The following is a 17,031-nucleotide window of genomic DNA, read 5'->3' on the forward strand; positions in this document are numbered from 1 at the left end:
AGCCGGATTGCGTCGAACCAAAGGGAGGCTGCGGGTGCCGATTACACGGACCGTGCTCGACACGGCCGAACACCATCCCGACCAGCCGGCGATCGGCGGGGACGACGGCCGCCTGACGTACGCGCAGCTCGTTGACGATTCGCGGCAGATGTTCGCCGTCGTTGATTCCCTGCACGGCGCCCAAGCCACTCCACCAGAAGCGGCTGCCGAAACCGCCGGCATCCCGATCACGGCAGTGAGTATCTCCTCGGCCTTCCACACCTCGCGCATTATCGCGGGACTCGCCGGGTTCCGTGCCGTGTCGGCGACCGTGGACCCGCAGTGGCCGCTGGATCACCAGATCAGTGTCATCCTCTCCACGGGAATCGGCGTGGTCATCAGTGACTCGACCGACCTGGCAGACGGTCTCGTCGCGCGTGGCTGGGCGGGCACCATCATCACGCTCGCAGAGTTCAGGCAGAAGGAAACGTCCGTCGCCCCGGCAGCGGAACCAGCAGTGCGGGATGGTGACGAGCCGTTCCTCCTGTTGTTCTCCTCGGGAACGACGAGCAACCCCAAGGCTTTCCTGAAGACCCGGCACCAATACCGCGAGAACTTCGCCGTCTCCAGCGCCTACCTGGAGCCGTACGCCGGCGTCGCCACCCTTGCCCCCGGTCCGGTGTCCTACAGCCTCACCCTCTACGCACTCATTGAATGCCTCGCCTCCGGCGGTAGCGTCCATGTCGCGGACGCCTTCGACCCAGCGGCATTGGGCCGGCGTATCCACGACGAGAAGATCACCCGCGTGGTGGCCGTGCCCGCGATCGTCCAAACACTGGTGGATGCTGCCCGCCGTAACCCGGAATCCCTGGCGACGCTCGAACTGGTGGTCACCGGCGGCGCGAACCTCCCCGCGATCTTGCGCACCGGGCTGGCCGACGTCCTACCCGATGTGCGGCTCATCAGCTACTACGGGGCGGCGGAAATCGGGTTCATCGGCGACAGCCGGGGCGGTGACGGCACCCGCATCAGCGTCTACGACGGCATCCGCGTGAGCATCCGTGACGACCAAGGAGCTGAAGTGTCCGACGGCGAACCCGGCACCCTGTGGGTCCACGCCGCCTCATGCTCCGACGGGTACCTCCCGGGAACAACGGACGCAGTGCTGCAAGGAGCCGACGGCTGGGCCACGGTGAACGATCAGGGACGACTGATCGACGGTGCGCTGGTGCTGGAGGGCCGCGCCGGAGACGTGGCCGTCACCGGTGGGCATAAGGTCTCCTTGCCCGGTGTCGAGCGTGCCTTTGACGGCATGCCGCAGCTGGGAGCGGTCTGCGCAGTAGCGCTCGCCCACGAGCGGCTCGGCACCGTCGTCGCACTCGTCATCGAAGGGGAGGTGCCGGAGAAGAGCGAGCTGCTGGCCCAGGCCCGTCGGGAGCTGGCCCCGCAGTTCGTCCCGCGCCGCTGGTACAGGATGGAGCAGCTGCCGCGCACCGTCGGTGGCAAGATTCGCCGCCCTGCCGTCGCCGATTTGGTTGCCCACGGAGAGGCCGTGCGCTTATGAACGAGCGTCGTCGCGTCATGATCACGGGGCTGGGGGCGATCACCCCGAGCGGTGTGGATGTTCCGACCCTGTGGGGCAACGTCGTCCATGGCCGCAGCGCCATCACCACCCTTGACGGTCACGAGTTCGAGAACCTTGCCGTCCGCATCGGCGGCGACGTGAAAGGTTTCGACGCCACCACCGTCCTGAAGCCCAGCCTGGCCCGCCGGCTCAGCCCCAGCCAACACTGGGCCATAGCCGCCGGCGACCAGGCCATGGAACAGGCCGGCTGGACCCCGGAAGCGGCGGAGATGCCGTGGAACCCGCAACGCTTCGCGATCATGGCCGCCACCGGCTCCGGACCGGTCGATGCCATGCAACAGGCGACCCGCATTCTGGACCAGAAAGGCCCACGGTCCGTGCCGTTGACGTTGGCGATCCACGGTGCTCCGGATGCTGCTGCAGCCATCCTCAGCCAGCGGTACCAGGCGTTCGGCCCCGCGCAGGGGGTATCAGCGACCTGCGCCAGCGGGGCAATCGCCCTCGGGGAGGGCCTGCGCCGGATCCGCCACGGGTACGCCGACGCGGTCCTGGTGGTTGGGATGGAGGACTGCCTGAATGCGGTGAACCTGGCCTCGAACGCGAATATGCGGGCACTCGCCGCAGGCTATGAAGATGACCCGACCGCCGCCTCCAGACCGTTTGACCGGGCGCGGTCCGGCTTCGTGATGTCGGCCGGCTCTGCGGCCATTCTGCTCGAATCCGAGGAGAGTGCCCGCGCCCGGGGAGCCACTGCGCTGGCGGAACTGGCAGGATTCGGTGCCGCCAGCGACGCCTATCACGCCACCGCACCACATCCGGAAGGACGCGGAGCGGCGCAGGCCGTCCGCGACTGCCTGGCCGATGCGGGTGTCACCGCGGAGACGGTCGACCACATCAACGCGCATGGCACGGGGACCCCTGCCGGTGACGCCGCCGAACTGAACGCCCTGGAGGCCGCACTCGGTGACCGGGCCCGGACCATTCCGATCAGCGCCACCAAGTCGAGCATGGGCCATCTGCTCGGCGCCTCGGGAGTCGTCGAAGCGGTCATCGCCGTCCAAGCGATCCGCAACGGGATCTTGCCGCCGACGATCAACCTCCAGGATCCCGAATTCGAAGGCTGGGATATCGTGGCCGGCGAGGCCCGACGCCAGCAGGTCACCGCCGTGCTGTCGAACTCCTTCGGATTCGGCGGACATAACGGCGCGGTCTTAATCACCCGTGGGAATGAATAACGAGGGAGCACCTATGCCAGACCGAGAGATCCGCCATGCAGAGTTGGCAGAGCAGTACCTGCCCGAGGATTTGTTGGAGCGCTTCCGCGAACGTGCCGACCGTTACGACCGGGAGAACACTTTCTTCCACGAGGACCTGTCAGAGCTGATCGAGCAGCACTACCTCACCGTCTTCGTGCCCGAGGAATTCGGCGGCCCGGGTCTGAGCCTGAACCAGGTGTCCCGCCTGCAGCAGCGCCTGGCCACAGCGGCACCCGCGACGGCGTTGGCGATCAACATGCACCTCATGTGCACTGGCGTTGCCCGGGCCCTGTTCGAACGCGGTGACCGGTCGCTGGACCATGTGTTCGGCGAATCCATGAATGGGGAGATCTTCGCCTTCGGGATCAGCGAACCGGCCAACGACTGGGTGCTCCAGGGCTCGAACACCACCGCCGAACCCCAGGACGACGGCGGTTATCTGCTGACCGGGGTGAAGATCTTCACCTCACTGTCCCCGGTATGGACGCGACTGATCACCCACGGGCTGGACAGCACCGACGCCGAGAACCCGACCCTGGTCTATGGGTTCATTGAGCGGGATACCGAAGGCATCACGGCCTCGGACCAGTGGGACGTGCTGGGTATGCGCGCCTCACAGAGCCGGGCCACCTCCTTGGAGAAGGTCCGGATGGCGCCCGAGCGGGTCGTCCGCAGAATCCCGACCGGTCGTCACCCCGACCTGCTGGTCTTCGCGATCACCAGCAACTTCCAACTGCTCATCGGCTCGGTCTATGCCGGGGTCGCCCACCGTGCTCTCGAGTTGGGGGCGCAGGGGCTCAAACGCAGGAAGTCGGCGAAGACCGGAACGACCTACGCCGAGGTCCCGGAATTCAGGACCCGGCTGGCTGATGCCCATATGGAGTACATGGCGGTCCCGGCCCAGTTGGATTCCTATAGCCGCGACTTCGACGAGCTCGTCGACCACGGGGCGGGCTGGCCATTGCGATTGGTCAGTTCCCGCATCAACGCATCGACCGTCGCCCGGCACGCCGCCGAAGCTGCGCTGATGTGTGCCAGCGGCAGCGGGTTCAACAACGGAAGCGAAATCAACCGTTTGTTCCGCGATGCCAGCGCGGGGCTCTTTCACCCGCCGACCACCGACGCAGCGCGGCCGATGTACGCGGCAGCGTTGCTCGACGACTGACTGAACGAGCAACTTAGCTACGCTCGCCAGCGGACGGCTGTGCTGCCCATTGTCTGGCCGTGGGCATACGCGGAGATGGTCGTGGACTCGGCGTTGTCTCCGAATCCCGCCGGGATTTCACCTTGCCATGGGTGCCGAAGGTACGGTGTTCGCGAGCGTCTACCTGCCGCCCAAAGGCAGGGGGCTGATGCGCCGATGGCAGTCTGGCCGAGCCGGTGATCTCCTGAATGGGCGGGGGAAATCGCCGATGGTCCCAAGTGCCCTGAAGAGCGGGCTTCTCGTTCCAGCAGGTGAAAAGTACCAAAGACAGGCTTGGCCGATTCGGGGCTGGCCAGGTCCACCTGCAGCTAGTTGCGGTTGAGCCCGTGGTCTCTAGTGAGTAACGCCTTCTTGAAATGTGATTCCGCTGCGTCAATTTTTGAAGTTGGGGTGCTGGGGTCGAACACTTGCAGAATGCTGAACTGGAAGTGTTGGCGATGAGTTACATCGATTCCGTCCAGTTCCCTCAGCGCAGCGTTGCCCCCGTGCCCTGTTTTGGCGTAGGAACTCCAGCGCCCAAGGAATCGCTCGGTGCCGTCTGCCTTCCCCACATATAGCTGACCGGTCTTTCGGTCGGCGATCAGGTAGATGCCCTGGACCGCACTGAGAGCCGTCCTCCACTGGTGGTAGCGATCGTCGTGGACGACCAGCTGTAGCTGGTTGTAGTCCACCACAAGAGAGTCGAAGCCAGGGAAAGGTTCCACATGGGGGTCGGCGATTTCAACGATTTTCATAGCGAGTGTCTTGTTGCCCGTCTTGGCCCAATTGACGGGATCCGCCGTCCACTCAATGACGAGACGGTTTCTAAGGGCAGAGAGTGTGGGAGATTCTCGTAGGTCAAAGTACCGTCGCCTGGTGGTGCGTTCCTCTGGAAGTTCGCCGTGATTCTCATAGGCGGTGAGGAAGCGTGCTCGGCGTCCACTGGTTGCCAGGAAGTTCAGCCAAATCGATGGCGGAGTCTTGCCGATTTTGTTGCCGAGGCTTTGTTCACGGGCATACGCGAGCAGACGTGGGCCAGTCGCATCCGTTTCGTTTGTCAATCCATTTGGGGTCAGGGTGTGCCGGACAACGAGAATGTCTTCGGGCTGCAGGCCGGTGGCTTGGTAAAGCTGTCCCAACGTGAGGTTGCCCGTGATGTCGGTGTGGAAATTTGTGTTCAACTTTGCATGCCTTACCTTGAATTGGGTCACGGCTCCGGAGCCGTCCTGAATTGGGAACTTGGCTTCCGACAGGCTTTCATACTGTGCCTCTAGGCGTTGGATGTCGGGTGAGCGCCGGGAGCCGAGACTCGTATCCCGGCCCCGGGCTACAGTGGGAAGAGATTTTTGCCCGTTCGCACCGGACCGGAGTCCCCATGAGTACCTCGTACCGCCGTCGTCCACTGTCTGTGGTGTGCGCGGCGCTCGCCGGACTCGTGATGGTCGGCGCGCTGGCGGGCCCCGCCGTAGCCAGCGAGGCGCCGGATCCCGCAGGCCCCACGGTACAGACCCCCGATAAGCCCGATGAAGATGAAGGCAAGATCCGGATTCCCGGGCGGGACGCCGAATCCGAGCACCTGTTCCTGGCCGTCGTCGAGGCCGCCGCCGACCGGGTGGATGCCCGGGAGATCGTCGATGCGGTGGAATCCGCCGGGATCAAAGGGGACACCCGGATCCTGTTGGCGGTGGACCAGCAGCCCACCGAGATGAAGGGCGCCGCCCAACTGGTCCGTGGCTCGTTGATGTTCGGTCAGTCGGACGCCCTCGCCGATGACTGGGTGGAGAACGGGAAATCCGAGGGGTATGTGGGCAAGGACTGGTTGGCCATCGGCGTGATCCTGCCCGAGAACGACGGCGGCCCGGTCGACGTGTCCATCGACCCCGGACGCAAGATCGAACTGGCCGACGACACCAGCCTCGAAGCGATGGCCGGCAGCGGGAAGGCGGCCTTCGCCGCGGGTGACTACACCCAGGGCCTGTCAGAACTGGCCGTTGCCGCCGGGACCGGGATCAACGCCCGTTCCAATCCTTTGCCCTGGGTGCTGGGGGGAGTGGGGGTCGTGGTCGTGGCCGGCATCGGCGCTTTGGTGGCCAGCAGCCGGCGCAATCGGCGCGCGCTGGCGCAGCAGGCGCGGGAGAAGGAAGCCGTGTCCCTGCGGGCACGGATCCACGAGGTGGCCGGAGGGTTGAGCCAGCGCGGCGATACCCCTCCCCGCCGGGGAAGCCCCGGGCCGGTCGCCGCCTCCGTCGCCCGGCTGACCACCCAGCTGGTGGAGCGGACCGCGGGGGAGGAACAGGCCGCCGAGGACGCGGCCGCCGATGACACTGCGACCTTGACGGCGATCCTTCACCGGCTGGAAACCCAACAACGTGCCCTGGCCGGGGTGGACGTCCTGCTCGGCACCGGGAGGGCGACGAAGCAGGCCTGGCACCGCCAGCTCCAGATTCACCGGGACCGGCTGCAGGAGGTGGCCGACGGGCTCGATGTCCCCGGGGCCAGGAAGCTCGACGCTGCCCCCGACGCGGTGGCCGTGTTGATCGAACACACCCGCGCGTTGGACGAGGCCGGCAAGGACCTCCGGCGGGCGGCCAAACGAGGGCGCCGGAAACCCGGTTACGAGCTGCTGGACCGGTTGGAGGGGCTGCGGATCGAGCTCGATGCCGTCGCCGAGCGCCTCACGGCCCAGGCCGCGGCCACCGAAATGGAGCTGGAGCTGGAACCGTCCGACCCCCACGACGTCCTGGCCCAGCTCGCCCGGGCCCTTGACCTGCTCGAGTCGGCGGGGACCGGCCGCACGCCGGCCGCCGGGAGGCGGGCATGAGCGCCGCCGAGACGGGCCGCCTGATGCGCGCCGGGGACTCCCGCCCCCGCTTCGGTTTCCCCTGGCTGGCCCTGGTGCTGGGGGTGGTCACGCTGCTCTTCGCCGGATTCGGCTGGTACGCGGTCACCGCCGAACCGGGAGCCCAGGTGCGCATCGAGGTGGAGGGGACCCCGGGCCACGGCATCAGCCAGTCCAGCATCGAGGCCGCCCACCCCGACCCCATCCGCTCGTGGAAGCCCTTGACCCTCAAGGTCACCGACGAGTACCTCAGCGCCGACCAGCAACACGGCAGGACGGACCTGGACGCCGACGTCGTCCTCTCCACGCAGTGGAAGAACCTGGAGGATTCGACCAGGGAACGCCGCTTCACCGGGGCCGCCCTGCGCTCCTCCGAGGAGTCCGATGACCGGTATGCGATCGGCAGCACCTATGTGAACAACCTCGGGCTCGGGCATGGCCCGTTGGCCGTGGTGGCCGCCGCCGAAACCGCCGCCGATGTACTGGGTGGAGGGCCCATCCGCACCCCCGTGTTCTGGGTGGCCGGCACCGGTCTGGGGATCCTGCTCACCGGCACCGCCCTGGCCTTCTCGCTGCGCCGGCGCCGGAAGTGGGAGAGCCGATACCGGAGGCTGACCGCAGCCCAACGCCGGCTCGCCCGGGTGGTCCTGGATCTGGAGGCACTCGAGGTCACCTACCGGACGACCCCGGAACGACGTCGACCCGACGGGTACACCGTGGCCTGGCGGACGTTGCGGGATTCGACCCTGGAGCTGGCCCGCAGCGAGCCAGGGGTCATGACCGCCGTCCGCGACCCGGAGACCGCGCTGACCCTGCATACCGGGGGACTGGTCGATCTCTTCGAGGCCTCCTCCCGCGAGCTGACCACCCTGGCCGATGCCCTGCTCGCCGCCGGCGCCGTGCACGGAAACCTGTCCCGGCGCGGCGCGGTCTTCGACCGGATCACCGCCCCGATCAACGACGCCGCCCGCGAACTGATCATCCGCCTCGAAGCGGCCCCGGCCGACGTGTTCTCGGCCAAGACCATGGACGATCTGCGCGGTAGGTTGCGGGCCCTGCTTCAGGCCTCGGCCCGTTCTGGCCGCGGCAGGACCGGCACCGGGGTCCAGGCCTGGGCGGAGACGGAGCGCAGCCTGGAGGGGATCGCCCGGCATATCGCCGACGTGCTGCGTCGCTACCCGCACGGGAAGGTCAGGGCCCGCCGGCGGGACACCGAGGACCTGAGCGAACTGCGCGAGAGCCTGGGCCTGCCCGGGGAGGCGTCGTTGGCGCTCACGGTCCTGGACGAGGCCAACGCCGTGGCCCGTGCCCTGCTCGGCGACGTCGAGGCCTACGACTCCCTGGCCCCGGCCCGCACACCCCGCGGACCCCACCGCGGCCGGGGCCGTCGCGGTCTGCGGCGGCTCCACCCCGACGATCTGGGCCCGGAAGCCACCGGCCGAAGCACCCGGAGCCGGTGGATCTGGGGGACCGCCGCCGCCCTGGTGGCCTCGGCCGTGGCCGCGGGGCTGATCACCGGGACCGTACTGGGCCGTCCCGGCTGGGAACTGACCGGGACCGACCATTTGCGCAGCCTGACCATCGACGGGCAGGCCGAGGGGATCACCGAGGCCGGGATCCGCGGCTACCTCGAGGACAAGTTCCCCCAACCCATCGACGTCACCCTGGCGGTCCGCGACGCCGAACAATACCTGCAGCCGACCCCCGACGAGAGCTCGGACCTGGGGGTCGACGTGGATCCTGGCCGCCACCTCGACGCCCTGTGGCGGGTGAAGGACGAGTTCCCCGGTCTGCTGGACCCGAAGACCGGCGAACTGCGGCGGGACCAGGTGATCATGCCCGTCATGGTCTTCGACGACGGCCGAGTCGCCGTGCCCGGCCAGCTCGCCGGGGCCACGGCACTGGGGGACGGCCGCCGGCTGGGAGCGGCGAACTGGACCATGCCGCACCTCTACGTCTCCTCACCCGGGACGGCCGAGGTCACCGTCGCCCACGGACTCGAAGACCTGGCCCGCGGCCTGCAATCCAACGGTTTCCCGGACCAGAACATCAGCGGGGCCCTGCTGTTCTGGCTGCTGACCGTGACCCTGACATTGGGACTGCTCACGGCCGCCCAGGTGGTGCGGTTCGGTGGGACCATCTCGGCCGGCCTCGGCCGGTTCGGCCGGGGTGGGGCCGGTCTGCGCCGGGCCCGGGCCGAACTGGACCAACTGGCCCTGGGGTTGGACGATTCCCGGCTCGATACGGTGGCCGTGCTGGGGGCGGGGGCCGCCTCGACCAGTGCCGAGGCCGACCAGCGGCTCTTCGAACGGGCCCTGGTCATGGCCTGGCGCGAAGCGGACGACCTGGCGGCGCTGCCGCTGTCCGCCCGGCTCACCCAGCACTACCTCGACCGCGTCACCCGGCTGCAACGACTCGTCGCCACCCTGGGGAAACGTGACGCCGACGTCCACCGCCGCGCCGCGGCACTGCTGGAGGCCACCCGCGTCACCGGGGGCTGATGGCCTGCTGTGACACGTCCTGGTTGGTACGTGACGGGAGTCGGGAAACATTGCTGGAACAGTCGTACTTTTCCTTGTGGGCCTACGTCGTGTCTGGAAGACTGCCCGGGGACGAGCCATACGACTCAACAGCATTGATGAGAGGACCGACCATGACCCCGTCACCGGCACGCAGCTTCCGCTTCGCCGCGATCCCCTTGGCCGCGGCCTTCGCCCTGACCACGGCCATGGTCCCGGTCGCCTCCGCAGCGCCGGCCGCCCCCGTCCCTTCCGACTCGGCACAGCCGGGACCCGCAGGACAGGCGATCGCCGACGCGCTCTCCGACGGCCAGGTTCCCGCCGCCGAACGGAAGGCCCTGGCCGAGCAGGCCTCCGACGCACTGGGGGAGGAGGCGCTGCCCGCCCGGATGGGACAGGGGCAGAAACGCATCGCCGAAACCGGGGACCCCCGGGTCCCCACGCTTCAGGAACTGGCCGAACTGGGCCGAGCAGCGGGCGGGGAGGCCGTGTCGATCCCAGAGCTTCCGGCAGGCCAGTCGAAAACACCGAACTCGGCCGTCTCGCCGTCGTACACCTCCGGCAACGGCTGGTGGCGTCCGCCGGGCGTGCCCGGCGTGGACGTCTCGGCGCACCAGGGCACCGTGGACTGGTCCTACGCCTACGGCAAGGGCGCACGCTTCGCCTACGTGAAGGCCACCCAATCCTGGGCGACCTCGCTGTACACCAACCCCGACTTCACCCAGCAATACAACGGATCCTATGACGCCGGGATGATCCGCGGGGCCTACCACTTCGCCATGCCCGCCGCCTCCAGCGCAAAAACCCAGGCCCGGGACTTCGTGGCCCATGGCGGAGGCTGGTCGGCCGATGGCAAGACGATGCCGCCGCTGCTGGACATCGAATGGAACCCCTATGACGCCCAGACCTTCCCGAAGGGCAAGGGGGACACCTGCTACGGGATGAGTCCGAAGGAGCTCTCCGACTGGATCCATGCCTTCGGGGTGGAGGTCAGGAACCTGACCGGCCGGCTGCCGATGATCTACACCGCCAGCTCCTGGTGGAACGAGTGCACCAACTCCTCCTCCCGGTTCAAGGACTGGGATCTGCATGTGGCCCGCTACCCCGGCTCCGCCCAGGACACCCCCGGTACGCTGCCCGGCGGATGGACCGACTACCGGCTCTGGCAGTACGCCACGGATACCGGTTTCATCGGCAAGAACAGGGGAGTGGACGGCAACGTCTTCAACGGTTCCCTGGCCCAACTGCGCTCCTTCGCCAAGAGCAAGGGCTGACCACCGCCGGCGGGAATCCCGGCACGGAGAGGCACGGGATTCGCCGTCGTCGTCCTTTCGCGGGAAGATGGGCCTCATGGATAACGCCACCGGTGCCCCCGATCAGTCATCTGCAGACCTGCCAGCGTCGCAGCAGCCCTGGGTGAAGAACTACCAGCCGGGGGTTCCGGCCGAGATCGAGTTGCCGACCGAATCGCTGGTCGACATGCTCGAGCACTCGGTGGCCGAGGCCGGCAGCCTCCCGGCGCTGGAGTTCTTCGGCCGCCGCACCAGCTACCGCGAGCTCGGTGAGCAGGTCGACCGTGCCGCCGAAGGCCTGCGCACCCTCGGGGTCCGCGCGGGGGACCGGGTGGCCGTGGTGCTGCCGAACTGCCCGCAGCATGTCGTCGCGTTCTACGCGGTGCTGCGCCTGGGCGCCGTCGTGGTCGAACATAATCCGCTGTACACCGCCCGCGAGCTACGCCACCAGTTCGAGGACCACCAGGCGCGCATCGCCATCGTCTGGGACAAGGCCGCCGCGGCGCTCTCCGACTTCCCCTCAGATATCGAGATCGACCACGTCGTCTCGGTCAATCTGCTCGAGGCCTTCCCGAAGCTCAAACGCGCCGCACTGGCCCTGCCGGTGGGCAAGCTGAAGGCCACCCGCGATTCGCTCACCGCCAAGGCCCCGGGCACCACCGGCTGGAAGAAGCTGCTCTCCCACGGCACGCTCGATCCGCTGCACCCGCGCCCCGACGTGGACGACCTGGCGGCGATCCAATACACCTCCGGCACCACGGGACGCCCCAAGGGGGCGATGCTGACCCACTTCAACCTGTATTCGAACGCGCTGCAGGGCGAGGCCTGGATGGAAGGGGCGCAGTACGGCAAGGAGATCTTCTACGCCATTCTGCCGATGTTCCACGCCTTCGGTATGACGCTGTACCTGACCTACGGGATCCGCAAGCAAGGCCTGTTGGTCCTGTTCCCGAAGTTCGACCCCGATATGGTCCTGGATGCGATGAAGAAGTCCCCGGCGACCGTCTACTGCGCGGTCCCGCCGATCTACGAGCGCACCGCCATCGCCGCGAAGGAGCGCGGTATCTCGTTGCGCTCGGCCAAGTACTGCATCTCCGGGGCGATGAACCTGCCCGACCACGTCGTCGAGCTCTGGGAATCGGTCTCCGGGGGCCTGCTGGTCGAAGGCTACGGGATGACCGAATCCTCGCCGGTGGCCCTGGGCAACCCGTTCCATCCCACCCGGCGCAACGGCACCATCGGGGTGCCCTTCCCCTCGACCCTGATGAAGGTCGTGGACCCCAAGGACCCGGCCGTGGAGGTCACCGCCGGGGAACCGGGGGAGCTGCTCATCAAGGGCCCGCAGGTCTTTTCCGGATACTGGAACAACCCCGAGGAAACCGCCAAGACCCTGCTGCCCGGCGGCTGGCTGCGGACCGGGGACATCGTCACCGTGGACGACGACGGTTTTGCCACCGTGGTGGACCGGGCCAAGGAACTGATTGTCACCGGCGGCTTCAACGTTTCACCCACCGAGGTCGAGACCGTGCTGCGCCTGCACGCCGACGTGAAGGATGCCGCGGCCTTCGGCAAGCCGCTGGAACGCGGCGGGGAAATGGTGGCCGCTGCCGTCGAGCTTGAACCCGGAGCCACCTTGGACGAAACAGCATTGCGCGATCATTGCCGCGAACATCTGGCCGGCTATAAGGTCCCCAAGCGGGTCGTGGCCATCGACGACCTGCCGCGTTCGATGCTGGGCAAGATCCTGCGCAAGCAGGTCCGCGAACAGGTGCTGCCCGGACTCTGATCCGTCATCCACCCTGGACCAGTACGGGAGAACACGATGACTGAACCTGACGAGGCACTCGACGGACGCGAACGCTTGCAGTGGACCCATAGTTTGAGTCGTGCCGGTGAGCGGGCCCGCAGCATTTTGTACCTTCTGGTGTTGGTGGCCGTCGTCGTCTTCGGGCTCCTGCAGATCACCGTCGTGATCGTGCCGCTCTTCCTGGCGCTGATCCTCGCGGCGGCCATCAACCCGCTCGTGATCTGGCTGCGCCACCACGGCTGGTCGGCGGGGCCAGCCACGGGCACCGCCTTCGCTGCCTTGCTCATCGCCTTCGGGGCCATCCTGCTCGGCGTCATCACGACGATCCGTGCCGAATGGGGGTCCCTGGCGGACCAGGCGGGGGACCGGACCAAGGACCTGTGGACCGCGCTGAAAAATAGTCCGTTGCCGGTCAACGACGCGACGCTGAAGCATGCCCAGCAATCCTTCCAGCAGCTGTTGGGCAGCGATGCAACACAGGACCAGGCCATGGCCGGCGCGGCGCTCGTCTCGGAAATGGCGACGGGCTTCGTGCTGATGGCCGTCATCCTGTTCTTCTTCCTCAAGGACGGCGGGAAGATGTGGGCCTTTGCCACCGGAAAGCTGCGCGGCCGGCAGCTTGCCAAGGTGCGGATCGCCGGCCGACGGATCACCGCCGTTTTGGGCGGCTACGTCCGTGGGACGGCCATCGTCGCCGCAGTGGACGCCGTCCTGATCGGGGCCTGCCTGCTGATCCTGCAGGTGCCGCTGGCCCTGCCATTGATCGTGCTGATTTTCATCGGGGCCTTCATCCCCATCCTGGGTGCCACGGTCACCGGGATCCTGGCCTCCGTCGTCGCACTTTTAGGCGTCGGCCCGGTGGCGGCAGTGATCGTCCTGGTGGTGGTGGTCGTGGTGAACCAGCTCGAAGGCAACCTGCTGCAGCCGGTGGTGATGGGCCGCACGCTCCAGATCCACCCGCTGGTGGTCCTGCTCGCGCTGGCCACCGGCGCCGTGGTCGCCGGGGTTCTCGGGGCCATCCTCGCGGTCCCGTTCACGGCAGCAGCCTGGGCCGCCCTGCAGGTGTGGGCCGGGGTTCCGGCAGACCGCGCCGACGGGAGCCGATCGGTAGCTTCCTAGGCTGCGGCCCCGGTTTCGACCAGGAGCACACCCCCGATGATCAGGATGATGCCGCAGGTCATGACCCAGTTCAGCGGTTCACCGAAGAGGACCTTGCTGGCCAGAACAGAACGGGCCCGGCCTTTCAAGGACCGGGCCCGTGTGCACGACGGTTGCCATGGACTAGGCGTTGGCGAGTTCTCCACCCAGGGTCAGTTCTGGTTCGGTCGCGGCCCTGACTTCCTCGACACTCACACCGGGAGCGGTCTCCAGGAGCACCAGACCGTCCTCGGTCACCTCGATCACCGCCAGGTCGGTAATGATCCGGTTCACCACGGCCTTACCGGTCAGCGGCAGCGAACATTCATTCACGATCTTTGCCGAACCGTCCTTGGCCGTATGGTCCATCAGGATAATGACCTCTCGGGCACCCTGCACCAGGTCCATGCCACCACCGGGGCCCTTGACCATCTTGCCCGGAATCATCCAGTTCGCCAGATCCCCGTTGGTGGAAACCTGCATCGCTCCGAGGATCGCCACGTCGATCTTCCCGCCACGGATCATCCCGAAGCTCATGGCCGAATCGAAGAAACTTGCTCCCGGATTGACCGTCACGGTTTCCTTCCCGGCATTGATCAGGTCCGGATCCACATCCTCTTCGGGGGGGTACGGGCCCACACCGAGGATGCCGTTTTCCGACTGCAGAACCAGTGTCCTGCCGGCGGGGATGTAGTTCGGAACCAGGGTCGGCATCCCGATGCCCAGGTTCACATAGGCTCCGTCGACCAGTTCCTGCGCGGCCCGCTCGGCCATCTGCTCACGTGTCAGTGCCATCGTCTCAACCTTCCTTCGTCGCCGAACCGGCGGCTTCACCAGCTGGGCGCACCGTGCGCTTCTCCACTGGCTTTTCGATGTCCCGACCGACTTCCAGGACGCGGTGCACATAGATCCCCGGCAGATGGACCTGGTCAGGGTCGATCTCGCCGGGCTCCACGAGCTCCTCAACCTGAGCGATACACACCTTCCCGGCCATCGCTGCCGGCGGGCCGAACTGCCGGGTCGCCTTGTTGAACACCAAGTTGCCGTGCTTATCGCCCTTCAGCGCGTGGACCAACGCGAAATCGGAGACGATGGCCTCTTCCAAAACGAAATCGTTTTTCTCCCCGCCTGGGGCGAAGCTCCGCACTTCCTTGGGCTCCGAACCCTGGAGAATGTTCCCATCGGCGTCGTACTTCTGCGGCAACCCCCCTTCGGCCACCTGAGTACCGACTCCGGCAGCGGTGTAGAACGCAGCGATGCCTGATCCACCGGCTCGTAGCTTCTCAGCCAGCGTCCCCTGCGGGGTCAACTCCAATTCGAGTTCCCCGGTGAGGTACTGGCGAGCAAATTCCTTGTTCTCGCCCACATAGGAAGAAGTCATCTTCCGGATCCGGCCGGCAGCAAGCAGGACACCAAGTCCCCACCCATCGACACCGCAATTATTGGAGACCACCGACAGGCCCGTAGCGCCTTGTTCCAAGAGGGCCTCGATCAATGCCATCGGGTTCCCTGATAGTCCGAAACCGCCGACAGATATCAAGGATCCATCCCCGATATCCGCTACGGCTTCCGCCGCAGAATCGACACTTTTATCCATTGTCATGCTTAGAACCCCACCTTGTCTGCGCCTTTGAGATCGAGTATTTCGCGGGCCTCATCTGGTGTCGCGACCTCAAAATTCAGGGCTTCCAGAATGGTTCGGATACGTGAAACCTGTTCGGCGTTGGACGCTGCCAGCTGGCCTGGTCCGATCCACAGGGAATCTTCCAACCCGACACGGACGTGTGAGCCCATGGCGGCCCCGATAGTGGCCAATGGCATCTGATTTTTACCAGCTCCAAGGATCGACCACTGGTAGTCCTCGCCGAGCAACCTGTCGGCGGTGCGGCGCATGTGCATGAGATCCTCGGGGTGGGCCCCGATACCTCCCAGCAAGCCGAAGACCGACTGGACAAATAGGGGGCCACGCGCCAGCCCTCGCCCATGGAAGTGAGCCAGGTTATTAAGGTGAGAGATGTCGTAGCACTCGAACTCGAAGCGCGTGTCATTTGAGCTGCCGATGCCGAGGATTGTCTCGATGTCCGCAAACGTATTCTTGAAGACAAGATCTCTGGACTTCTCCAGAGACTCACGCTCCCACTCGTGGTCGAAATCAGCGTATCGGTCCAGCATCGGGTAGAGCCCGAAGTTCATGGATCCCATGTTCAGTGATGCCAATTCTGGCTTGAAAGTAGCAACCGGGAGCATTCGCTCCTCGACAGTCATATGGGGGGAGCCACCAGTCGTGATGTTGATGATCGCGCCCGTGTTGGCCTTGAGTTTTTCAAGAATTGGCTCAAAGTGCTTCGGATCTTGGGAAGGGCGCCCATCCTTGGGATCCCGGGCGTGCATGTGGACGACCGCGGCGCCGGCTTGCGCGGCTCCGATCGCCGCGTCTGCGATCTCGTCTGGTGTAACGGGCAGATGTGGGGACATGGTCGGCGTGTGGATGGCGCCAGTGACGGCGGAGGTGATGATGACTTTTTTCTTGGAGGCCATGTTAATTCCTTTGGTGGTACTCGAGAGTGTTGCCGTAAGAAGAGGGTCTGGGGCTAGTAGAGCTTCTCTGTATTGCCGTCGACAGCCATCGCCTGACCATTGACACTTCGGGCGAGATCACTGCCCAAAAACACTGCCATGTTTGCAATATCAGTTGCCTCAACAAGTCGGTTCAAAGATGACTGGCCGAGATAGAGGTCAGTGACTTCAGCCAATGGTCGCTTCAACATCTTTGCCTTGGCTTCAATGACTGCATCGATGCGGGGGCCGTCGACGGCCCCTGGGCATATGGCGTTGACACGTATGCCATCGCCACCGAGTTCGATGGCCAACGTTTTAGTTAGCCCGACGACTGCCCATTTGGAGGCGGAGTAGGGGCTGCGGCCCGCCATGCCCAGTCGTCCGGCGGCGGAGGAGAGGTTGACGATTGCCGCGTCTGTGGAGAGTCGGAGGAACGGCAGCGCATATTTGATGCAGTAGAACTGCCCGTGGACGTTAACGTCGAACGTTGCTTTCCAATCCGCTGCTTCTAAGGTTTCAATCGAGCCAGTAGGGCCAGCGATCCCCGCGTTATTGACCAAAATATCCAGTCCGCCGAGGTCAGTGGCAACGGTGTCCATAAGGGATCGAACTTGGTCCTCATTGGAGACATCGCTGACCGCTGCGGAAAAGCCGGAGGCACGTGCTGAATCCACAGCTGCGGGGTTGATGTCTGTTACGAATACTTTGGCGCCCAGATCTTGAAAGCGAGTGGCGATCGTTAGACCGATGCCTGCGGCCCCGGCTGTGACGAGAACCTTGCGGCCGGCGTAGTTTAGTCCGGTGTAATCCACGGGTACTGCTCCTTTTGGTGGTGAAGAATATTTGCAAACGCTGATGCTCAGGTGTGAATCCGA

Annotated in this window: 14 protein-coding genes; 8 read left to right on the top strand and 6 right to left on the bottom strand. The window is 65.9% G+C overall.

The window, feature by feature from the left end:
• The first annotated feature begins 34 nt into the window (after positions 1 to 34).
• The 3 genes from ACT3S2_RS08050 to ACT3S2_RS08060 are packed head-to-tail and all read left to right on the top strand — an operon-like array spanning position 35 to position 3,985.
• Entirely contained in the window at positions 35 to 1,543 is a 1,509-nt protein-coding gene (locus tag ACT3S2_RS08050; protein ID WP_444554066.1) for a class I adenylate-forming enzyme family protein, read from the top strand.
• Positions 1,540 to 2,799, top strand: coding sequence for a beta-ketoacyl-[acyl-carrier-protein] synthase family protein (locus ACT3S2_RS08055; protein ID WP_444561508.1), 1,260 nt, complete (start codon positions 1,540 to 1,542; stop codon positions 2,797 to 2,799). Before ACT3S2_RS08050 ends, ACT3S2_RS08055 begins: the two co-directional genes overlap by 4 nt.
• A gap of 13 nt (positions 2,800 to 2,812) precedes the next feature.
• Positions 2,813 to 3,985, top strand: coding sequence for an acyl-CoA dehydrogenase family protein (locus tag ACT3S2_RS08060; RefSeq protein WP_444554064.1), 1,173 nt, complete (start codon positions 2,813 to 2,815; stop codon positions 3,983 to 3,985).
• Between the two features lie 347 nt (positions 3,986 to 4,332).
• On the opposite strand, the gene ACT3S2_RS08065 is transcribed toward ACT3S2_RS08060, so the two are convergent.
• Positions 4,333 to 5,214 (bottom strand): GIY-YIG nuclease family protein, encoded by an 882-nt coding sequence (locus ACT3S2_RS08065; RefSeq protein WP_444554063.1) that lies wholly within the window; start codon positions 5,212 to 5,214, stop codon positions 4,333 to 4,335.
• Between the two features lie 164 nt (positions 5,215 to 5,378).
• On the opposite strand from ACT3S2_RS08065, the gene ACT3S2_RS08070 reads away from it, so the two are divergent.
• The 5 genes from ACT3S2_RS08070 to ACT3S2_RS08090 all read left to right on the top strand — a co-directional run bounded on the left by ACT3S2_RS08070 (position 5,379) and on the right by ACT3S2_RS08090 (position 13,579).
• Positions 5,379 to 6,824: a hypothetical protein gene (locus tag ACT3S2_RS08070; protein WP_444554062.1), complete on the top strand. Its 1,446-nt coding sequence runs from the start codon at positions 5,379 to 5,381 to the stop codon at positions 6,822 to 6,824.
• Complete coding sequence (locus ACT3S2_RS08075) at positions 6,821 to 9,343, top strand: DUF5129 domain-containing protein (protein ID WP_444561509.1); 2,523 nt, start codon at positions 6,821 to 6,823, stop codon at positions 9,341 to 9,343. The genes ACT3S2_RS08070 and ACT3S2_RS08075 overlap by 4 nt, the downstream gene beginning before the upstream one ends.
• Positions 9,344 to 9,495: 152 nt before the next feature.
• A complete protein-coding gene (locus tag ACT3S2_RS08080; protein WP_444561510.1) occupies positions 9,496 to 10,635 on the top strand; it encodes a GH25 family lysozyme in 1,140 nt (379 codons plus the stop codon).
• Positions 10,636 to 10,711: 76 nt separating this feature from the next.
• On the top strand, positions 10,712 to 12,439 hold the full coding sequence (locus ACT3S2_RS08085; protein ID WP_444561511.1) for a long-chain-fatty-acid--CoA ligase: 1,728 nt from the start codon (positions 10,712 to 10,714) through the stop codon (positions 12,437 to 12,439).
• 36 nt (positions 12,440 to 12,475) lie between these two features.
• Positions 12,476 to 13,579, top strand: coding sequence for an AI-2E family transporter (locus ACT3S2_RS08090; protein WP_444554058.1), 1,104 nt, complete (start codon positions 12,476 to 12,478; stop codon positions 13,577 to 13,579).
• On the opposite strand, the gene ACT3S2_RS08095 is transcribed toward ACT3S2_RS08090, so the two are convergent.
• The 5 genes from ACT3S2_RS08095 to ACT3S2_RS08115 are packed head-to-tail and all read right to left on the bottom strand — an operon-like array spanning position 13,576 to position 16,968.
• A complete protein-coding gene (locus ACT3S2_RS08095; protein WP_444554057.1) occupies positions 13,576 to 13,707 on the bottom strand; it encodes a hypothetical protein in 132 nt (43 codons plus the stop codon). The genes ACT3S2_RS08090 and ACT3S2_RS08095 overlap by 4 nt on opposite strands.
• Positions 13,708 to 13,741: 34 nt before the next feature.
• A complete protein-coding gene (locus ACT3S2_RS08100; protein WP_087000227.1) occupies positions 13,742 to 14,392 on the bottom strand; it encodes a CoA transferase subunit B in 651 nt (216 codons plus the stop codon).
• Between the two features lie 4 nt (positions 14,393 to 14,396).
• Positions 14,397 to 15,200, bottom strand: coding sequence for a CoA transferase subunit A (locus tag ACT3S2_RS08105; protein ID WP_444561512.1), 804 nt, complete (start codon positions 15,198 to 15,200; stop codon positions 14,397 to 14,399).
• A 2-nt stretch (positions 15,201 to 15,202) separates the two neighbouring features.
• On the bottom strand, positions 15,203 to 16,135 hold the full coding sequence (locus ACT3S2_RS08110; protein ID WP_086994176.1) for a 3-keto-5-aminohexanoate cleavage protein: 933 nt from the start codon (positions 16,133 to 16,135) through the stop codon (positions 15,203 to 15,205).
• Between the two features lie 53 nt (positions 16,136 to 16,188).
• On the bottom strand, positions 16,189 to 16,968 hold the full coding sequence (locus ACT3S2_RS08115) for an SDR family oxidoreductase (protein ID WP_086994179.1): 780 nt from the start codon (positions 16,966 to 16,968) through the stop codon (positions 16,189 to 16,191).
• Positions 16,969 to 17,031: the final 63 nt, after the last annotated feature.

The sequence above is a fragment of the Arthrobacter sp. AOP36-A1-22 genome, assembly GCF_052377615.1.
In the GTDB taxonomy this organism is placed as follows: domain Bacteria; phylum Actinomycetota; class Actinomycetes; order Actinomycetales; family Micrococcaceae; genus Arthrobacter_H.